Raw genomic sequence first — 16,276 nt, forward strand, 5'->3', positions numbered from 1 at the left:
CGTGACCGCCCTCACCACGCTCGCGGCCGACGTGGGCTCCCTCGCCGCCGGGACGGGACACCTCGCCGCCGCCCCGGTCTACAACGGCACGGTGCTCAACGGCGCCCTGCTGGTGGCGCTGCCCATCGCCCTGCTCGGCGGGCTCGTCTCCTTCTTCTCGCCCTGCGTCCTGCCGCTGGTCCCCGGCTACCTCTCCTACGTCACCGGCGTCTCCGGCACCGACCTGGCCGAGGCCCGGCGCGGCCGGATGGTCGCCGGCGCCTCGCTCTTCGTCCTCGGCTTCACCGTCGTGTTCGTCTCCGGCGGGGCCTTCTTCGGCTACTTCGGGCAGACGCTGCAGGAACAGTCGGGCATCCTCACCAAGGTGCTCGGCGTCCTCATGATCCTCATGGGCGTCTTCTTCATGGGGATGATGCCCTGGCTGACCCAGCGTGAGTTCCGCTTCCACAAGCGTCCGGCGGCCGGACTGGCCGGCGCGCCCGTCCTCGGCGCCCTCTTCGGCATCGGCTGGACGCCCTGCATCGGCCCCACCCTCGCCTCCGTGCTGACGCTTTCCGCACAGCAGGAGAGCGCCGGACGCGGGGCCGTACTGACCGTCGCGTACTGTCTGGGGCTGGGTCTGCCCTTCGTCCTCGCGGCCGTGGCCTTCCGCAAGGCCCTCGGCGCCTTCGGCTGGGTCAAGCGGCACTACGTCTGGGTCATGCGGATCGGCGGCACGATGATGATCGTGACCGGAGTGCTGCTGCTCACCGGTGTGTGGGACAGCCTCGTGATGGAGATGCAGACCTGGTCCAACGGCTTCACTGTGGGGATCTGACGGCGATGAGCACGACATCCGAAACCGGGCCGGGACACACCCCGGCGGGATCCGAGGGCGACGCGGCCGACGCCGCCGCCCGGGAGCAGGACCAGGCCAAGGAGCAGGATCTGGGCGAGGCCGGCTCCCAGCTGTCCACCGCGCCCCAGGAGGACCTGCCGAACCTGCCCGCCCTGGGCGTCATCGGCTGGGCCCGCTGGTTCTGGCGGCAGCTCACCTCCATGCGGGTCGCGCTGCTGCTGCTCCTGCTGCTGTCGCTCGCCGCGATCCCCGGCTCGCTGATCCCGCAGACCGGTGTCGACGAGACCCGGGTCGCCGACTTCCGCGAGCAGCACGAGTTCCTCGCACCGGTCTACGACAAGCTCGGCCTGTTCAACGTCTACAGCTCGGTGTGGTTCTCGGCGATCTACATCCTGCTGTTCATCTCCCTCATCGGCTGCATCGCGCCCCGCACCCTGCAGTTCGTCGGCCAGCTGCGCGGGCGCCCCCCGGGCGCCCCCCGACGCCTGACCCGGCTGCCCGCGTACACCACCTGGCGCACCGAGGCCGACCCTGAGCAGGTCCGCGAGGCCGCGCTCGCCCTGCTGAAGAAGCGCCGCTTCCGCGCCCACCTCGCCGGTGACGCCGTCGCCGCCGAGAAGGGCTATCTGCGCGAGGCGGGCAACCTCGCCTTCCACCTCGCCCTGATCGTGATGCTGATCGCCTTCGCCTGGGGCCAGCTGTTCAAGTCCGAGGGCAACAAGCTGATCGTCGAGGGCAACGGCTTCGCCAACACGCTCACGCAGTACGACGACTTCAAGTCCGGCAACCTCTTCGACGTCACCGACCTGGAGCCGTTCAGCTTCGAGGTGAAGTCCTTCACCGGCACCTACGAGCGCAGCGGCCCCAACAAGGGAACGCCGCGCACCTACGAGACCGAGCTCGTCTACACCGAGGGCGCCTACGGCGAGGAGAAGACGACCACCGTCAAGGTGAACGAACCGCTGGTGATCGGCGACTCCAGGATCTACCTCGTCAGCCACGGCTACGCGCCCGTGGTCACCGTCCGCGACGGCGACGGCAAGGTCGTCTTCAAGGACGCCGTGCCCCTGCTGCCGCTCGACTCCAACGTCACCTCCTCCGGCGTGGTCAAGGTCCTCGACGGCTACCGCAACGCCGAGGGCAAGAAGGAACAGCTCGGCTTCAACGCCTTCTTCGTGCCCACCTTCGGCGGCTCCCAGAGCGGCACGATGCTCTCCCAGTTCCCGGGCCTCGACTATCCGGTGCTCGCCCTGTCCGCCTACCACGGCGACCTGAAGGCCGACTCGGGCATTCCGCAGAGCGTGTACCAGATGGACAAGACCAAGATGAAGGAGTTCAAGGACTCCGACGGCGAGCTGTTCAAGAAGATGCTGACGCCCGGCGAGACCATGACCCTCCCGAACGGTGCGGGCTCGGTGACCTTCGAGAAGGAGGTCAGGGAGTGGGCCGGCTTCCAGATGGTCCAGGAGCCGGGCGGCGGCTGGGCCCTCGGCGGCGCCCTCGTGGCCATCGCCGGTCTGGCCGGCTCCCTGTTCATCCAGCGGCGCCGGGTGTGGGTGCGCGCGGTCGAGGGCCCCGACGGCGTCACCGTCGTCGAGATGGCCGGGCTCGGCCGCAGCGAGTCCGCCACCGTGCCCGAGGAACTCGGCGACCTCGCCGGAATCCTCTACGACCACGCCCCGGGCGCCCCGGACGCCGAGCCGGACCCGGGCTCGGACCCTGACCCGGACCTGGGCTCGGACCCCGAGCCTTCCTCCGACGCGCCGGATTCCCCCGCATCCCCCGATCCTCGAGCCGTACCTGCCGAAGGGGCTGAGAAGCCGTGACGCTCGCCGCCGCAACCGATCTGGCCACCGCCACGAGCCTGGCCGCCGCGAACAACGAGAACCTCGCGGAGATCAGCAACGTCCTGATCTACTCCGCGATGGCGGTCTACACCCTGGCCTTCTTCGCGTACATCGCCGAATGGATCTTCGGCAGCCGCAGCAAGGTCGCCCGCACCGCCGCCGCGCTCACCCCTCGCGGGGAGACGGCGAAGAAGGCCCCCGCCGTCACGGTGAAGAAGGAGGGCGGCACCGCCGTACTGGAGCGGCCCAAGGTCGTCGTACGGGCCGCGGCCGGCGCGCGGGACGTGCCCGACGGGCCGGGGGCGCACGGCGGGGACGCGCAGGGCGACCTCTACGGGCGGATCGCCGTCTCCTTCACCGTGCTCGCCTTCCTGATCGAGTTCGGCGGGGTGCTCACCCGCGCGCTGTCCGTGCAGCGGGCGCCGTGGGGCAACATGTACGAGTTCAACATCACCTTCACCACGACCGCAGTCGGCGTGTACGTCCTGCTGCTGGCCCTGAAGAAGAACGTGCGCTGGCTCGGCCTGTTCCTGACCACCACGGTCCTCCTCGACCTCGGTCTGGCCGTCACCGTCCTGTACACCGAGAGCGACCAGCTGGTCCCCGCGCTCGACTCGTACTGGCTCTACATCCACGTCTCCACCGCGATCCTGTGCGGCGCGGTCTTCTACGTCGGCGCGGTCGGCACGATCCTGTACCTGTTCAAGGACTCCTACGAGAGCAAGCTCGCGCGCGGCGGCAAGCCCGGCGGCTTCGCCACCTCGGTCCTGGAGAGGCTGCCCGCCGCCGCCTCGCTCGACAAGTTCTCCTACCGCGTCAACGCGGCCGTCTTCCCGCTGTGGACGTTCACGATCATCGCGGGCGCCATCTGGGCCGGCGACGCCTGGGGCCGCTACTGGGGCTGGGACCCCAAGGAGACCTGGTCCTTCATCACCTGGGTCGCCTACGCCTGCTACCTGCACGCCCGCGCCACCGCCGGCTGGAAGGGCCGCAAGGCCGCCTACCTGGCCCTGGCCGCCTTCGGCTGCTGGCTGTTCAACTACTACGGCGTGAACATCTTCGTCTCCGGCAAGCACTCCTACGCCGACGTCGGGATGAGCGCCCTCACCGCCATCGGCTTCTGAGCGGCGCCCCGAGGCACCGCCCGCGAAGGCCGGTTCCCGTACCCGGGTCACCCGGGTACGGGAACCGGCCTTCGTCATCTCCCGATGTCCTCGTTCCACACCTCGGGGCGCCGCGCGATGAAGTCCCGCATCATCGCGGCGCACTCGGGATCGTCGAGCAGCACGATCCGTACGCCGTGCTCGGCGAGCCAGTCGTGCCCGCCGTGGAAGGTGGCCGCCTCGCCGATCACCACCCGCGGGATGCCGAACTGCCGGACCAGCCCGGAGCAGTACCAGCACGGCGACAGGGTCGTCACCATCGTCGTCCCGCGGTACGAGCGCTGCCGTCCCGCCGCCCGGAAGGCGGCCGTCTCCGCGTGCACCGACGGATCACCGTCCTGCACGCGGCGGTTGCGGCCCCGGCCGAGCAGGGTCCCGTCGGCTCCGTACAGCGCGGCGCCCACGGGGACGCCCCCCTCGGCGAGACCGGCACGGGCCTCCGCGACGGCGGGGGCGAGCCAGGCACGGGCCGTTTCCGCATCGATCGACTCCATGACGGCCAGTCTCCCCGAACCCGCTCATCCCCCGGCCGGCGATGGGCCGACCGGGCGACGGACGTCAGTCCCCCGCAGAATCCCCCGCAGGACTTCCGGTGTGGCCCCTCGTCGGAACCCCGGTGCGACCTCCGGCAGAACTCCTGTCAGAGCCCCTGTCAGAGCCCCCGGCAGGATCCCCGGCAGAACCTTCGGCAGGATTCCTGGCGGAATCCCCGGCGGCGACCAGCCCCAGGTAGGAGTGGAGGGCCCCCGCGCCCTCCAGCATCGCCCGCGTGCGCGCGGTGAGCGCCTCGCCGCGCGCGACGAGGGCCACCCGCAGGGCCTCGCTGCTGCCCTCCCGGCGCAGCCCGTCCAGCACCGGGCGGATCCGGTCGAACAGGTAGTGGCTGCTGCGCAGGGTGTGGACGAGCCGGGCGTCGCGGACGTCGGCGGGATCGAACAGGCGGTACCCGGTGCCGCGTTCCCGCCGGGGCGTCAGCAGCCCGGCGGCCTCCCACACCCGCAGCGCCGACGTCCGTACGCCCAGCAGCGCGGCCACCTCCCCGATGCGCAGCGCCGGGCGGGACGACGCGACGGGCCCGGCACCGGCCAACGCCCGCAGGGCCTCGTCCGCGGCACGCAGCGCCACCCGCTCCTCGTGCAGCGCGGCATGCGCGGCGTCGACCAGGGCCAGCGCGCCCGGCACGTCCCCGCCGTGCACCCTCCGCATCACCGGCGTCGCGGTCACCGGCCCGTACCCCTTCAGCAGCGCCCGGAACGCCAGCAGCGCCTGCCGGTGCACCTCCTCGAACACCCGGTACCCGGACTCGGTCCGCGAAGCGGGCGGCAGCACCCCGGACTCCTCGTAGTTCCGGATCTGCTGCGTCGACACCCCGGCCGACCGCGCCAGATCGACAGACCGGAACCGCACCTCACTCCCCACCGCCCGCCCCTTCTCCGCCCTCATTCGAGTGGGTGAACATCACCGCCCGAACCGGATCTTGAGCCCCCACCCTCCTACGCTCGGCGCATCCAGGCCGCAACCATGCCCGGGCAACCGCCCGGCCGAGCACCTCTGGAGGAATCTGGTGGCCGTGGCCCTCTCCTTCTACAAGTCCTCCCTCTCCGAGGAGATCCGGGACGAAGGGCGCGCGCAGGGCCTCGAGCAGGGCCTCGAGCAGGGCCTCGAGCAGGGGCACGTGCAGCGGGCGGCTGAAGACGTGCTGCTCGTCCTCGAGCAGCGCGGTCTCGAGGTCACCGACGAGGTGCGCGGGCTGATCACCGGATGCGGTGACGCGGAGCTCCTCCGAGCGTGGCTCGTCCGGGCGGTTGTCGTGTCGGAGGCGGAGGAGATCTTCGAAGGCGAGTGACCCCGGCCCTCACGGATGCAGACCGGCCCGCCCCTGCCGGCGTGCGGCCCGCCCATCGGACGGGGGCGAGCGGGCTGACGACGATGCAGCGGCCAGGCAGCCGGCCGGCCGCTGGTGAAGTGATCGGGCCGGACCAGAGCCCCCGTCCCGTTCCTCAGTCGGTCTCGGGCTTCTCGTCCCGTTCCCTGCCCTTGTCCTTGCTCGGGTCGGGGTCAGGGCCCTTCTCCCCGGGCCCGTTCTTCTCCTCGCCGAGGGACTTCAGGAAGTCGGGGTTGTCGTCCGGAGCCACCCACTGCTGCCGGCCGCCGCCCCGGCTCCAGGCTGAGCCGGCGCCGGTACCCGCGGGGTGCCGCTTCTTGCCGGCGATGATCCACGAGATCGAACCGACGAGCGGGAACAGCAGCACGAGGATCGCCCACAGCGGCTTGGGCATGTGACGGATGTCCTCGTCCTTCGTGCTGATGCAGTCGATGAACGCGTAGACGCTCAGGGCAAGGGGGACGAGGAACATCAGCACCCTGAGCATGGGCCTCTCCAGAGAAGGGGTCGTCGGGGGTGTCGGCACGGCCACTGCCCCCAGGTACAGGGCCAGGGTAGCCGCTCGGGGATACTTGACCCCATGGCTTACGACGATCTTCGCTCCCTGCTCAGGGCTCTGGACCGCGAGGGCGACCTCAAGCGCGTCAAGGCCGAGGTCGACCCGTACCTCGAGGTCGGTGAGATCGTCGACCGGGTGCAGAAGGCCGGCGGTCCCGCACTGCTCTTCGAGAACGTGCGCGGCTCGAGCATGCCCCTCGCGATGAACGTGTACGGCACCGACCGCCGCCTGCTGAAGGCGCTCGGCCTGAAGTCGTACGCCGAGATCAGCGAGAAGATCGGCGGCCTGCTCAAGCCCGAGCTGCCCAACGGCTTCGTGGGCATGCGCGAGGCGTTCGGCAAGCTCGGCTCGATGACCCACGTACCGCCGAAGAAGGTGAAGGACGCCCCGGTGCACGAGGTCGTCCTCCAGGGCGACGACGTGGACCTCGACCAGCTCCCCGCCCTGTTCACCTGGCCCAAGGACGGCGGCTCCTTCTTCAACCTGGGCCTCACCCACACCAAGCACCCCGAGACGGGCATCCGCAACCTCGGCCTGTACCGGCTCCAGCGACACGACAAGCGCACCATCGGCATGCACTGGCAGATCCACAAGGACAGCCGGAACCACTACCAGGTGGCCGCCCGGCGCGGTGAGCGGCTGCCGGTCGCCATCGCCTTCGGCTGCCCGCCCGCCGTGACGTACGCCTCCACCGCGCCGCTCCCCGGCGACATCGACGAGTACCTCTTCGCCGGGTTCCTGCAGGGCAAGCGGATCGAGATGGTCGACTGCAAGACGGTTCCGCTCCAGGTCCCGGCGCACGCCGAGGTCGTCATCGAGGGCTGGCTGGAGCCGGGCGAGATGCTCCCCGAGGGCCCGTTCGGCGACCACACCGGGTTCTACACCCCGCAGGAACCGTTCCCCGCACTGAAGATCGACTGCGTCACCATGCGTAAGCGCCCGCTGCTCCAGTCGATCGTCGTCGGCCGTCCGCCGACGGAGGACGGGCCGCTGGGCCGCGCCACCGAGCGCTTCTTCCTCCCGCTCCTCAAGATCATCGTTCCGGACATCGTGGACTACCACCTCCCCGAGGCCGGCGGCTTCCACAACTGCGCGATCGTCTCGATCGACAAGAAGTACCCCAAGCACGCGCAGAAGGTGATGCATGCGGTCTGGGGCGCTCACATGATGTCGCTGACCAAGCTGATCATCGTCGTCGACTCCGACTGCGACGTCCACGACCTGCACGAAGTCGCCTGGCGGGCCCTCGGCAACACCGACTACGCCCGCGACCTCAGCATCGTCGAAGGCCCGGTCGACCACCTCGACCACTCCTCCTACCAGCAGTTCTGGGGCGGCAAGGCGGGCATCGACGCGACGAAGAAGTGGCCCGAGGAGGGGTACACGCGCGACGGCGGCTGGCCCGACATGGTCGAGTCCGACCCGGACACGGCCGCGCTGGTCGACCGCCGCTGGAAGGAGTACGGACTGTGAGTCCCGTCGCCGTGGGCGGCCCGGCCCTCTTCATCGGCACCGACACCGACTACGTGGCCCTCGTGCGCCCCGAACTGGACCCGGCCGACCCCGGAGTCCGGCAGGCCGCCGCGCAGGCGGGCGTCACGCCGGAGGAGTTCGCGGGCGCCGGGGACACCTGGGCGGTCCTGATCGAGCACGACGGCGAGGGCGGCGGCTTCGAACTGCCCGGGGTGCGCGACGCGGAACCCGCCGACTTCGCCGAGCGGCTGCGCGCCGAACTGGTCGCCGCGACGGGCGGGCCGTTCACGGTCGACGGCGGCGCGCTGCTGCGGCTGGACGCCCGCCCGGCCGGCACGGCGACGGACGACGCGGGCACCGACGGGGACGCGGGCGAAGGCGGGGGCGCGGAGGCGTACGCCTTCACCGCGCACGTCACCCCGCCCGACGATCCGTCCGACGACGACGCCGGGACGCCGCTCACGGTGGAGACGGGCCCGCTGCCGGTCGCCGGACTGCTCGCCGACCTCGACGCGTTCCTCGGGAGCCTCGCATGATGACCACCGCCGACGGGATCGTGGACTCGGGCGCGGCACCGCGCCCGACCGGCAGGGTGAAGGCCTTCCTGCGCCTGGTGATGATCGAGCACTCCGTGTTCGCGCTGCCCTTCGCCTACATCGCCGCCCTCACCGCGATGTACGAGTGGGACGAGAACATCCACTGGGGCAAGCTGCTCCTGGTCACGATCGCCATGGTCGGCTTGCGCACCTTCGCGATGGCCGCCAACCGGATCATCGACCGCGAGGTCGACGCCCGCAACCCGCGCACCGCCCACCGCGAGCTGGTCACCGGCGCGATGTCGGTCAGGCACGCGTGGACCGGAGCGATCATCGCCCTGGTGGTGTTCCTGGGCGCGGCGGCGCTGCTCAACCCGCTCTGCCTGGTCCTCGCGCCGGTCGCGGTGATCCCGATGGTGGTCTACCCGTACGGCAAGCGGTTCACGAACTTCCCGCAGGCCATCCTCGGACTCGCCCAGGCCATGGGCCCGATCGGCGGCTGGCTGGCCGTCACCGGCTCCTGGTCCTGGGACGCGGTCGTCCTCGGCCTCGCGGTCGGCATCTGGATCGGCGGCTTCGACCTCATCTACGCCTGCCAGGACGTGGAGACCGACCGCGAGGTCGGCGTGAAGTCGGTCCCGGCCCGCTTCGGCATCCCCGCCGCCGTCTGGGGCGCCCGCGCCTGCCACGCCGTGACGACGGCCCTGTTCGTCTGGTTCGCGGTGCTCACCGGCGCCGGCCTGTTCTTCTGGCTCGGCCTGGTGATCGTCGCGGCGGCCTTCGTCTACGAGCACACCATCGTCCGCCCGAACGACCTGACCCGCCTGAACAGGGCGTTCTTCTCGACGAACGGCTTCATCGGCATCAGCCTCTTCGTCTGCGCCCTGATCGACCTCCTGGTGCGGGGGCTCACCTTCTAACCTTTTCGGGTGGCCGTGCTCAATCTTCGGCTGCAGGAAAGCGAGCGTGCCGCAGGTTCCCCTCGTGCTCCCTGATCCGGGGATGTTCCGAGGGCCATGCCCATGAACCCGTTCACGCTCACCTGCTCCCCGCGCACGCGGGGGTGATCGTTCGGAGCCACCGGCCTGGGCAGGGTGCACGCGCCAGGGCTCGGCCTCACGCGGTGAGCGTGCCCCGGCGGTCGGGCTTGCGGCGGAACAGGAAGGCCGCCGCCACACCGGCCAGCAGGCCGATGAGGTGGCCCTGCCAGCTCACGCCGGTCTGGCCGGGCGCGATGCCCGCGAGGATCGAACCGCCCCAGACCGCGCCGACCAGCACCGCGACGACGACGCCCATCGGCCGGCGTTCCACGAAGCCGCTGCACAGCAGGAAGCCGAAGAGGCCGAAGACCAGGCCGGAGGCGCCCGCCGTGTTGGTGTGCGCCGGGGCTATGAGCCACACCCCCAGCCCGTCGGCGACGATGATCAACGCGCACACGGCGGCGAACCGGCGCAGGCCGCCGAGGGCGGCGAGGAAACCGAGGACCAGCAGCGGCACACTGTTCGCCGCGACATGGGCGAAGCCGAAGTGGATGAAGGCGGAGGGGACGACGTCGACCAGTTCCGAGGTCGTGCGCGGCATGACGCCGAAGTCGTCCAGGGCATGACCGGAGGCCACGTCGACCACTTCCAGCAGCCACAGCAGCGCCACCCAGGCCACCATCACCACGGCCGCCGTCTTCGCCCGTTCGCGCCCCGACCACCGCGGATCGATGTTGGACACGGCAACCCCCTTGACTCGCTCGTCCGCCCGGGATGGGCCCGGTCGCCCGCCGCGGAGGCGGATCGGCCGTCCGCCTGGGAGACGGACGGGACCCCTTGACCGGTTCCCCTCCCACGATGCCGGATAGGCTCGGTGTCGTGAACCATCTCAAGCCAGGAGAGACGACCCGAACGCCTTGGATCCTGGGGGTGTCCGGCGCTTCCGGCACGCCATATGCGGCGGCCGTCCTCCGTGCGCTTCTCCAGGCGGGGGAGAGCGTCGACCTCGTCGTCAGCCGTGCCTCGCGGCTCACCCTGCTGGACGAGACCGGCATCTCCTTCCGGGACGCCCACTGGCGCGACGACCTGCGGGAATGGTTGTCCCGCGGAGCGGACGGCAAGCCGGGCACCTTCACCGTGGACCTCGACGGCGTACGGCACTGGGGGGCCGGCGACCTCGCCGCGGGCCCCTCCTCCGGCTCGTATCCGAGCAAGGGCATGCTGATCGTGCCCGCCTCCACGGCCTGCGTGGCCGGGGTGGCGCTCGGGCTGTCCAAGGACCTGCTGCAACGGGCGGCGAGCGTGACCCTCAAGGAGGGACGCACCCTGGTCGTCGCCGTACGGGAGACCCCGCTGAACGGCCAGACCCTGCGGCACATGGTCTCCCTCGACGACGCAGGCGCGACCGTGGTGCCCGCCTCACCGGCCTTCTACGCGGGCGCCACGCACATCCAGGACCTGGTGGACTTCGTCGCCGGCCGTGTACTCGACGTGGCGGGCGTCGAGCACGAGCTGTACCGCCGCTGGAAGGGCGAGCTCGGGGGTGGGTCGTCACCGTCCCGCACCACCTGAGCAGCACCCGCACCCCCGGTGCGCTCCCCGTGCACCCCAGTACACCCCGAAGCACCACTCACCGATTCTCAATCACGTGCAGACCTCTTCAGCGGAAGGCTTCGATCGCATGGACGCGGTGGACAGGCAGCTCATCCAGGCCCTGAGAGAGAACGGCCGGGCCTCCTACGCCGAGCTGGGGCGCCTCGTCGGCCTGTCGGGGCCCAGCGTCACCGACCGGATCAACCGGCTGGAGGCGGCCGGTGTCATCACCGGCTACCGGGCCACCGTGGACGCCGCCTCGCTCGGCCTCGGGGTGACCGCCCTGATCGGCATCTCGCTCTCCGACGCCGCCGACCACGAGGACGTGGCACAGCGGCTGAAGGACCTGAGCGAGATCGAGGACTGCTGGTTCATCGCCGGTGACGACTCCTTCATGCTCAAGGTGCGGGCGGCCGACGTGGACGGGCTGGAACGGATCATCCGCAGGCTGTCCGGGACCAAAGGAGTCTCCCGGACCCGCACCACCATCGTGCTCTCCACGAAGTGGGAGAACCGCGTCGGTGAGCTGCCCGAAGAGGTCCAGTAGCCGGGGCGTTACGGTGGGCGGGGCCGGCGCGTGCCGGGCGGAGCGGGCAGAAGCCCGGACGGCCGGCCAGTAGGGCCGGGCCGGCAGGTCCGGACAGTCGAGACAGTCAGGAAAGAGGGATCCGCATGGACGTCGGGCTCAAGCGCGAGCTGGAGGAGAAGGTCCGCTCCGGTGAGCGGCTGTCCCGCGAGGACGGCATCGCGCTGTACGAGTCGGACGACCTGGCCTGGCTGGGCGGGCTGGCGCACGAGGTGCGGACGCGGAAGAACGGCGACGTCGTCCACTTCAACGTCAACCGTCACCTCAACATGACGAACGTGTGCACCGCCTCCTGCGCGTACTGCTCCTTCCAGCGCAAGCCGGGGGAGAAGGACGCGTACACGATGCGGATCGAGGAGGCGGTGAAGCTCGCCAAGGCGATGGAGGCGGAGAACCTCACCGAGCTGCACATCGTCAACGGACTCCACCCCAACCTGCCCTGGCGCTACTACCCGCGCTCCCTGCGCGAGCTGAAGGCCGCGCTGCCGAACGTGTCGCTGAAGGCGTTCACCGCCACCGAGATCCACCACTTCGAGACCATCTCCGGGATGTCCGCGTCCGAGATCCTCGACGAGCTGATCGACGCCGGGCTCGAGTCCCTCACCGGCGGCGGCGCGGAGATCTTCGACTGGGAGGTCCGGCAGCACATCGTCGACCACCGCACCCACTGGGAGGACTGGTCGCGGATCCACCGGCTGGCGCACGAGAAGGGGCTGAAGACCCCCTGCACCATGCTCTACGGCCACATCGAGGAGCCCCGCCACCGCGTCGACCACGTGCTGCGGCTGCGTGAACTCCAGGACGAGACCGGCGGTTTCCAGGTCTTCATCCCACTGCGCTACCAGCACGACTTCGTGGACATGAAGGACGGCAAGATCCGCAACCGCCTTCAGTCCAGGACGCAGATGGCGACCGGCGCCGAGGCGCTGAAGACGTTCGCCGTCTCCCGTCTCCTCTTCGACAACGTCCCGCACGTCAAGGTCTTCTGGGTGATGCACGGCGTCAACACCGCCCAGCTCGCCCTCCAGCACGGCGCGGACGACATGGACGGCTCGGTCGTCGAGTACAAGATCACGCACGACGCGGACGACTTCGGCACGCCGAACAAGCTCACCCGCGACGACCTGCTGGACCTGATCCGCGACGCGGGTTTCCGTCCGGTGGAGCGCAACACGCGGTACGAGATCATCCGCGAGTACGACGCCGCCGACCCCGCCCGCCGCGAGTCCCCGCAGCCGATGCGGGTCTGAGGGAGAACCCCCGTTCCATGCCGCTGACCTTCACACTGGATCCGCCCGTCACCCCCGGACTCCGGGACGGAATCCTGGAGTTGTGGGTGGACGTCACCGAAGCGGGTGGAGCCGTCGGCTTCGTGCCGCCGGTGACCCGGGAGGACGTCCGGCCGGAGCTGGTACGGCAGTTCGTGGCGATGGAGGAGCAACGGTCCCGGCTGCTCGTCGGGTTCGACGAGGAGGGGAGGGTCGCCGCGACGGCGTTCCTCACCCTCAATACCCACCGCCTGATGACGCACTGGATCTGGCTGTACACGGTGATGGTCCACCCCCGTCACCAGGGCGAGGGGTACGGCCGCGACCTGCTCGCCGCCGCCGAACGGGCCGCCCGCGCCCTTCCCGGCATCGAGGCGATCCGGCTCACCTGCCGCGGCGGCCTCGGCCTGGAGCGCTTCTACGGCTCCTGCGGCTACAAGGAGGTCGGCCGGGTCCCCGGTGCGATCAGGGTGGCTCCCGGCGACGACCGGGACGACATCATCATGCTGCTGGCCCTGACCTGATCCCGGCTCCGGCCTCGGGGCGGCTCCGGCTCCGGACCCGGCAGGAATGTCATGTACGCGCCTGTGCGGGGACCCCGCCGAGGGTGTACGGGCGCGGGCGTGCTTCACTGGAGGTGTCCCATTGAGAACCCCTTGGGATACGTTCTGGCCGTTCGTCCGGGAGAGTGGAAGAAGATGCTCCGCTACACGTTGATGCGCTTCGGGATCTTCGTGGGCTGTCTCCTGGCCGTCTGGGGCCTCGTCTACTCCGGCCTCGCCCCGCGCGGCCTGGGCGACTCCAACGGGCTGTGGATCATCCTGCTCGCCCTGGTGTTCTCGGCACCGATCAGCTTCGTCGTGCTGCGCAAGCAGCGGGACGTGGCCTCCGAGAGCATCGTGCGCCGGGTCGACCGGGCGAAGGCCGGCCTGGAGGCCAACCGCAGCCAGGAGGACGACGTCGACGACGACACCCGCGGCACGCAGGGCCGGGCGCAGGACCAAGAGCAGGAGCAGGCGAAGGCCTCGTAGGACCCCCGTGGACAGGTGTCCGGTTCGGACGGGACGGGTTTCCCGCGTTTTCCGCGCAGGCGGGCGAGGATGCCGCCGCCCCGTAGGGTGCTCCGTATGGGTGCCGTGAAGAGCAAGCGGATGCCGCGTGCGGTCCGTGAACAGCAAATGCTGGACGCCGCCGTGCAGACCTTCGGCCAGCGCGGCTACATGGCCGCGTCGATGGACGAGATCGCCGAACTGGCGGGCGTGTCGAAACCGTTGGTCTACCTGTATCTGAACTCCAAGGAAGACCTGTTCATCGCGTGCATCCGCCGCGAGGCGAAGGCTCTCGTCGAGGCGGTGCGCGCCGGTGCCCGTCCCGTGCTCCCCGCGGACCGCCAGCTCTGGGCGGGGCTGACGGCGTTCTTCACCCACACCGCGCGGCACCCGGACGGCTGGGCCGTGCTGCACCTCCAGGCCCGTACGCACGGCGAGGTGTTCGCCGCCGAAGTCGCCGCGATGCGCGCGGACATCGTGACGTTCGTGACCGAGCTGATCCTCGCCGCCGCCCGGGAAGCACTCCCCCAAGCTCTCGGCTGCTCCCCCAAGCTCTCGACTTCGCTCGAGCAGGGGGGACCCCCACGAGCAGGGGGGACCCCCACGGACCCCCACCTCCCCGGCGGCGAGGTCGCCGGGCTGGCGGAAGCGCTGGTCGGCGCCGCCGAGGCGCTCGCGGACTGGGCCAACAGCACCCCGGGCGTCACCGCCCGGCAGGCGTCGGCCACCCTGATGAACTTCGCCTGGGCGGGACTGGGTGACCTGATGGCCGGCCGCCCCTGGTCACCGCCCGACGGCGAAGGCCCGGACACCGGTTCCGGTGCCGATATGGAAGACGCCGGGGCCGGCGCGGTCGTTCACGCCGGGCGGACCTCCCCGGCGAGGTGAAGGAGGCCGCCGGGACCGCGCAGCTCGAAGCGCCCGTCCCGCGCCCCGTACGTCACCGTGCCCGGCAGCAGGACCGGCGCTTTGAAGTCGGCCCGGACCGTCACCGCTTCCGGGGCGCCGTGCGCGGCGAGGCAACGGGCCACGGTCCACATGCCGTGCGCGATCGCGCGGGGGAAGCCGAAGAGCCGTGCGGCGAGCGGGTGCAGATGGATCGGGTTGCGGTCGCCGGACGCGGCACCGTACCGCCGCCCCGTGTCTCCGGCCAGCAGCCACGCGTCGACGACGGGCAGCGGCCGCGCCGTCACCGATTCCTCCTCCGGACGCGGGACGGGCCGGGCGGGGGAAGACGGCCCGGAGGCGCGGTGCCGGGCCAGATACGTGCTCCGCGATTCCCATACGAGGTCACCGCCGGGCGACCGCAGCCCGGTGACCACGGTGGCTTCTGTACCGCGCCGGTGCGATGCCAGCCCTTCGACGTGCACACCCAGTCGGTGCGTCCCGGTGACGGGCACGGTCCGGTGCCGGGTGATCTCTAGCGACGTGTGGACGAGCCCCAGCAGCGGCAGCGGGAAGTCCCGGCCGCTCATCAGCCGCACGGCCGCCGGGAAGCCCAGCACATGGGGATACGTCAGCGGCAGCGCGCCGGAGCCCTCCCCGGTTTCCCCTGTCCCTCCGGTTTTTCCGGTCTTCCCGGTCTCCGCGTTCCTCCTGTTCTCCTGTTTTTGTCCCGTTCCTGAGGTAGGGAAGCCGCACACTCGCTCGTACGCCGCCAGCCTCGCGGGGTCCACCCGCAGGGAGGGCAGGACGAGCCGGGTCCGCGGGAACGCGGCGTCGGGGTGGGGGCGTTTGACCGGCGACAGCAGCGCACCGCGTGCCAGCAGGGGGGCGAGGGCGGGGGAGCGGGCGAGGATCACCGAGGTCGGAGGTGCGGCGGGGGGTACGGAGGCCATGGCGGTCACGCCCCCAGCAGGCTCTGGCCGCAGACCCGTACGGCCTGTCCGTTGACCGCGCCCGAGGGTGGGTGGGCGAGCCTGGCGGTGGTCTCGGCGGCGTCCGCGTCGGTGAGGCGGACCAGGTTCGTGGCGCGGCCCCGGCCGATCTCCTTGCCCAGGGGGCGGGTGAAGTCCTCCAACGCCTGCTGGACGGCGGCCTGGTGGTGGTCGGCGGCGTCGAGCGGGGAGCCGAGCAGGACGACCCTGCCGCTCGCGGCGACCGACCGTGCGACGGGATGCAGGGCCGCGTGTACCCCGGCGAGGTCATCCATGTCGCGCACCCCGGTGGCGTCCAGGACGGCGGCGGCGGGGCGGCCGGTGTCGTTCGCGTCGCCGGGCTCGCCCGTGGAGAGTCCGGTGCGGGCGAGGACGGGAGCGAGGCCGAGGCCGGACTTGCCCGCGGTGAGGTGGAGCAGACCGCCGCCGAGGTCCGGCCGAGCCGCTGACCAGCGCTTCGGCGAGGCCGGCCGGGGGAGACCCGGCCGACGGCTCAGGAAACGGCCGGGCATGGTCCCGGTGAAGCTCAGACAGCGGTCGGCCATGTGCGACTCCCAGCCCTGGACACGTCCGGTGTGCGTCTGCGCGTACGTGCTGGTGCACGTGTTTCAGCAGAACTTAC

At 71.0% G+C, this 16,276-nt stretch carries 18 protein-coding genes and 1 pseudogene; 13 read left to right on the forward strand and 6 right to left on the reverse strand.

Features of this window, described 5'->3' with window-relative positions; translation table 11 throughout:
• The first annotated feature begins 1 nt into the window (after nucleotide 1).
• Genes OHB56_RS24405 through ccsB form a run of 3 tightly spaced genes read left to right on the forward strand, consistent with a single transcriptional unit; the run spans nucleotide 2 to nucleotide 3,809 of the window.
• Nucleotides 2-817 (forward strand): cytochrome c biogenesis CcdA family protein, encoded by an 816-nt coding sequence (locus OHB56_RS24405; protein WP_406355645.1) that lies wholly within the window; start codon nucleotides 2-4, stop codon nucleotides 815-817.
• Nucleotides 818-822: 5 nt separating this feature from the next.
• The gene (locus OHB56_RS24410) at nucleotides 823-2,664 is read left to right on the forward strand and encodes a cytochrome c biogenesis protein ResB (RefSeq protein ID WP_406355647.1); all 1,842 of its coding nucleotides are present in this window, start codon (nucleotides 823-825) and stop codon (nucleotides 2,662-2,664) included.
• Nucleotides 2,661-3,809, forward strand: coding sequence for a c-type cytochrome biogenesis protein CcsB (gene ccsB / locus OHB56_RS24415; protein WP_326754153.1), 1,149 nt, complete (start codon nucleotides 2,661-2,663; stop codon nucleotides 3,807-3,809). Before OHB56_RS24410 ends, ccsB begins: the two co-directional genes overlap by 4 nt.
• Nucleotides 3,810-3,883: 74 nt before the next feature.
• Here ccsB and OHB56_RS24420 read toward each other — a convergent pair whose 3' ends face one another.
• Nucleotides 3,884-4,342, reverse strand: a complete 459-nt coding sequence (locus OHB56_RS24420; protein ID WP_326754154.1) for a nucleoside deaminase — start codon at nucleotides 4,340-4,342, stop codon at nucleotides 3,884-3,886.
• Between the two features lie 64 nt (nucleotides 4,343-4,406).
• Entirely contained in the window at nucleotides 4,407-5,291 is an 885-nt protein-coding gene (locus OHB56_RS24425) for a MerR family transcriptional regulator (protein ID WP_406355650.1), read from the reverse strand.
• A gap of 121 nt (nucleotides 5,292-5,412) precedes the next feature.
• Between OHB56_RS24425 and OHB56_RS24430 the strand changes: the two genes are divergently transcribed.
• Nucleotides 5,413-5,694 (forward strand): hypothetical protein, encoded by a 282-nt coding sequence (locus tag OHB56_RS24430; RefSeq protein ID WP_406355651.1) that lies wholly within the window; start codon nucleotides 5,413-5,415, stop codon nucleotides 5,692-5,694.
• Nucleotides 5,695-5,848: 154 nt separating this feature from the next.
• Here OHB56_RS24430 and OHB56_RS24435 read toward each other — a convergent pair whose 3' ends face one another.
• Nucleotides 5,849-6,220 carry a PLD nuclease N-terminal domain-containing protein gene (locus OHB56_RS24435; protein WP_326754156.1) on the reverse strand — a complete coding sequence of 124 codons (372 nt, stop codon included), beginning with the start codon at nucleotides 6,218-6,220 and terminating at the stop codon, nucleotides 5,849-5,851.
• Nucleotides 6,221-6,313: 93 nt separating this feature from the next.
• Between OHB56_RS24435 and OHB56_RS24440 the strand changes: the two genes are divergently transcribed.
• The 3 genes from OHB56_RS24440 to mqnP are packed head-to-tail and all read left to right on the forward strand — an operon-like array spanning nucleotide 6,314 to nucleotide 9,221.
• Nucleotides 6,314-7,765, forward strand: coding sequence for a menaquinone biosynthesis decarboxylase (locus tag OHB56_RS24440; RefSeq protein WP_406355652.1), 1,452 nt, complete (start codon nucleotides 6,314-6,316; stop codon nucleotides 7,763-7,765).
• Nucleotides 7,762-8,301, forward strand: a complete 540-nt coding sequence (locus OHB56_RS24445) for a hypothetical protein (RefSeq protein ID WP_406355653.1) — start codon at nucleotides 7,762-7,764, stop codon at nucleotides 8,299-8,301. The genes OHB56_RS24440 and OHB56_RS24445 overlap by 4 nt, the downstream gene beginning before the upstream one ends.
• The gene (gene mqnP, locus OHB56_RS24450) at nucleotides 8,298-9,221 is read left to right on the forward strand and encodes a menaquinone biosynthesis prenyltransferase MqnP (protein ID WP_406355655.1); all 924 of its coding nucleotides are present in this window, start codon (nucleotides 8,298-8,300) and stop codon (nucleotides 9,219-9,221) included. The genes OHB56_RS24445 and mqnP overlap by 4 nt, the downstream gene beginning before the upstream one ends.
• A 196-nt stretch (nucleotides 9,222-9,417) precedes the next feature.
• Here the strand turns inward: mqnP and OHB56_RS24455 are convergent, their stop codons facing one another.
• Nucleotides 9,418-9,963 carry a rhomboid family intramembrane serine protease gene (locus OHB56_RS24455; RefSeq protein ID WP_406359210.1) on the reverse strand — a complete coding sequence of 182 codons (546 nt, stop codon included), beginning with the start codon at nucleotides 9,961-9,963 and terminating at the stop codon, nucleotides 9,418-9,420.
• A 197-nt stretch (nucleotides 9,964-10,160) separates the two neighbouring features.
• Here OHB56_RS24455 and OHB56_RS24460 point away from each other — a divergent pair, with 197 nt between their 5' ends.
• The 6 genes from OHB56_RS24460 to OHB56_RS24485 all read left to right on the forward strand — a co-directional run bounded on the left by OHB56_RS24460 (nucleotide 10,161) and on the right by OHB56_RS24485 (nucleotide 14,665).
• Nucleotides 10,161-10,853, forward strand: coding sequence for a UbiX family flavin prenyltransferase (locus OHB56_RS24460; protein WP_406355656.1), 693 nt, complete (start codon nucleotides 10,161-10,163; stop codon nucleotides 10,851-10,853).
• 109 nt (nucleotides 10,854-10,962) lie between these two features.
• Nucleotides 10,963-11,421, forward strand: coding sequence for an Lrp/AsnC family transcriptional regulator (locus tag OHB56_RS24465; protein ID WP_055595914.1), 459 nt, complete (start codon nucleotides 10,963-10,965; stop codon nucleotides 11,419-11,421).
• A 125-nt stretch (nucleotides 11,422-11,546) separates the two neighbouring features.
• On the forward strand, nucleotides 11,547-12,710 hold the full coding sequence (gene mqnE / locus OHB56_RS24470) for an aminofutalosine synthase MqnE (RefSeq protein ID WP_326754161.1): 1,164 nt from the start codon (nucleotides 11,547-11,549) through the stop codon (nucleotides 12,708-12,710).
• A gap of 17 nt (nucleotides 12,711-12,727) precedes the next feature.
• A complete protein-coding gene (locus tag OHB56_RS24475; protein ID WP_326754162.1) occupies nucleotides 12,728-13,252 on the forward strand; it encodes a GNAT family N-acetyltransferase in 525 nt (174 codons plus the stop codon).
• A gap of 174 nt (nucleotides 13,253-13,426) precedes the next feature.
• Nucleotides 13,427-13,759 carry a DUF4229 domain-containing protein gene (locus OHB56_RS24480; protein ID WP_326757123.1) on the forward strand — a complete coding sequence of 111 codons (333 nt, stop codon included), beginning with the start codon at nucleotides 13,427-13,429 and terminating at the stop codon, nucleotides 13,757-13,759.
• 96 nt (nucleotides 13,760-13,855) lie between these two features.
• Complete coding sequence (locus tag OHB56_RS24485) at nucleotides 13,856-14,665, forward strand: TetR/AcrR family transcriptional regulator (RefSeq protein ID WP_326754163.1); 810 nt, start codon at nucleotides 13,856-13,858, stop codon at nucleotides 14,663-14,665.
• Here OHB56_RS24485 and OHB56_RS24490 read toward each other — a convergent pair.
• Both OHB56_RS24490 and OHB56_RS24495 read right to left on the reverse strand, forming a co-directional pair.
• Nucleotides 14,635-15,615 carry a MaoC family dehydratase gene (locus OHB56_RS24490; protein WP_406355657.1) on the reverse strand — a complete coding sequence of 327 codons (981 nt, stop codon included), beginning with the start codon at nucleotides 15,613-15,615 and terminating at the stop codon, nucleotides 14,635-14,637. The genes OHB56_RS24485 and OHB56_RS24490 overlap by 31 nt on opposite strands.
• A 32-nt stretch (nucleotides 15,616-15,647) precedes the next feature.
• Nucleotides 15,648-16,199: pseudogene (locus OHB56_RS24495) on the reverse strand (short chain dehydrogenase); the annotation flags it as partial.
• Nucleotides 16,200-16,276: the final 77 nt, after the last annotated feature.

Origin of the sequence: Streptomyces sp. NBC_01635, assembly GCF_045209715.1 — a bacterium.
GTDB lineage: Bacteria > Actinomycetota > Actinomycetes > Streptomycetales > Streptomycetaceae > Streptomyces > Streptomyces hirsutus.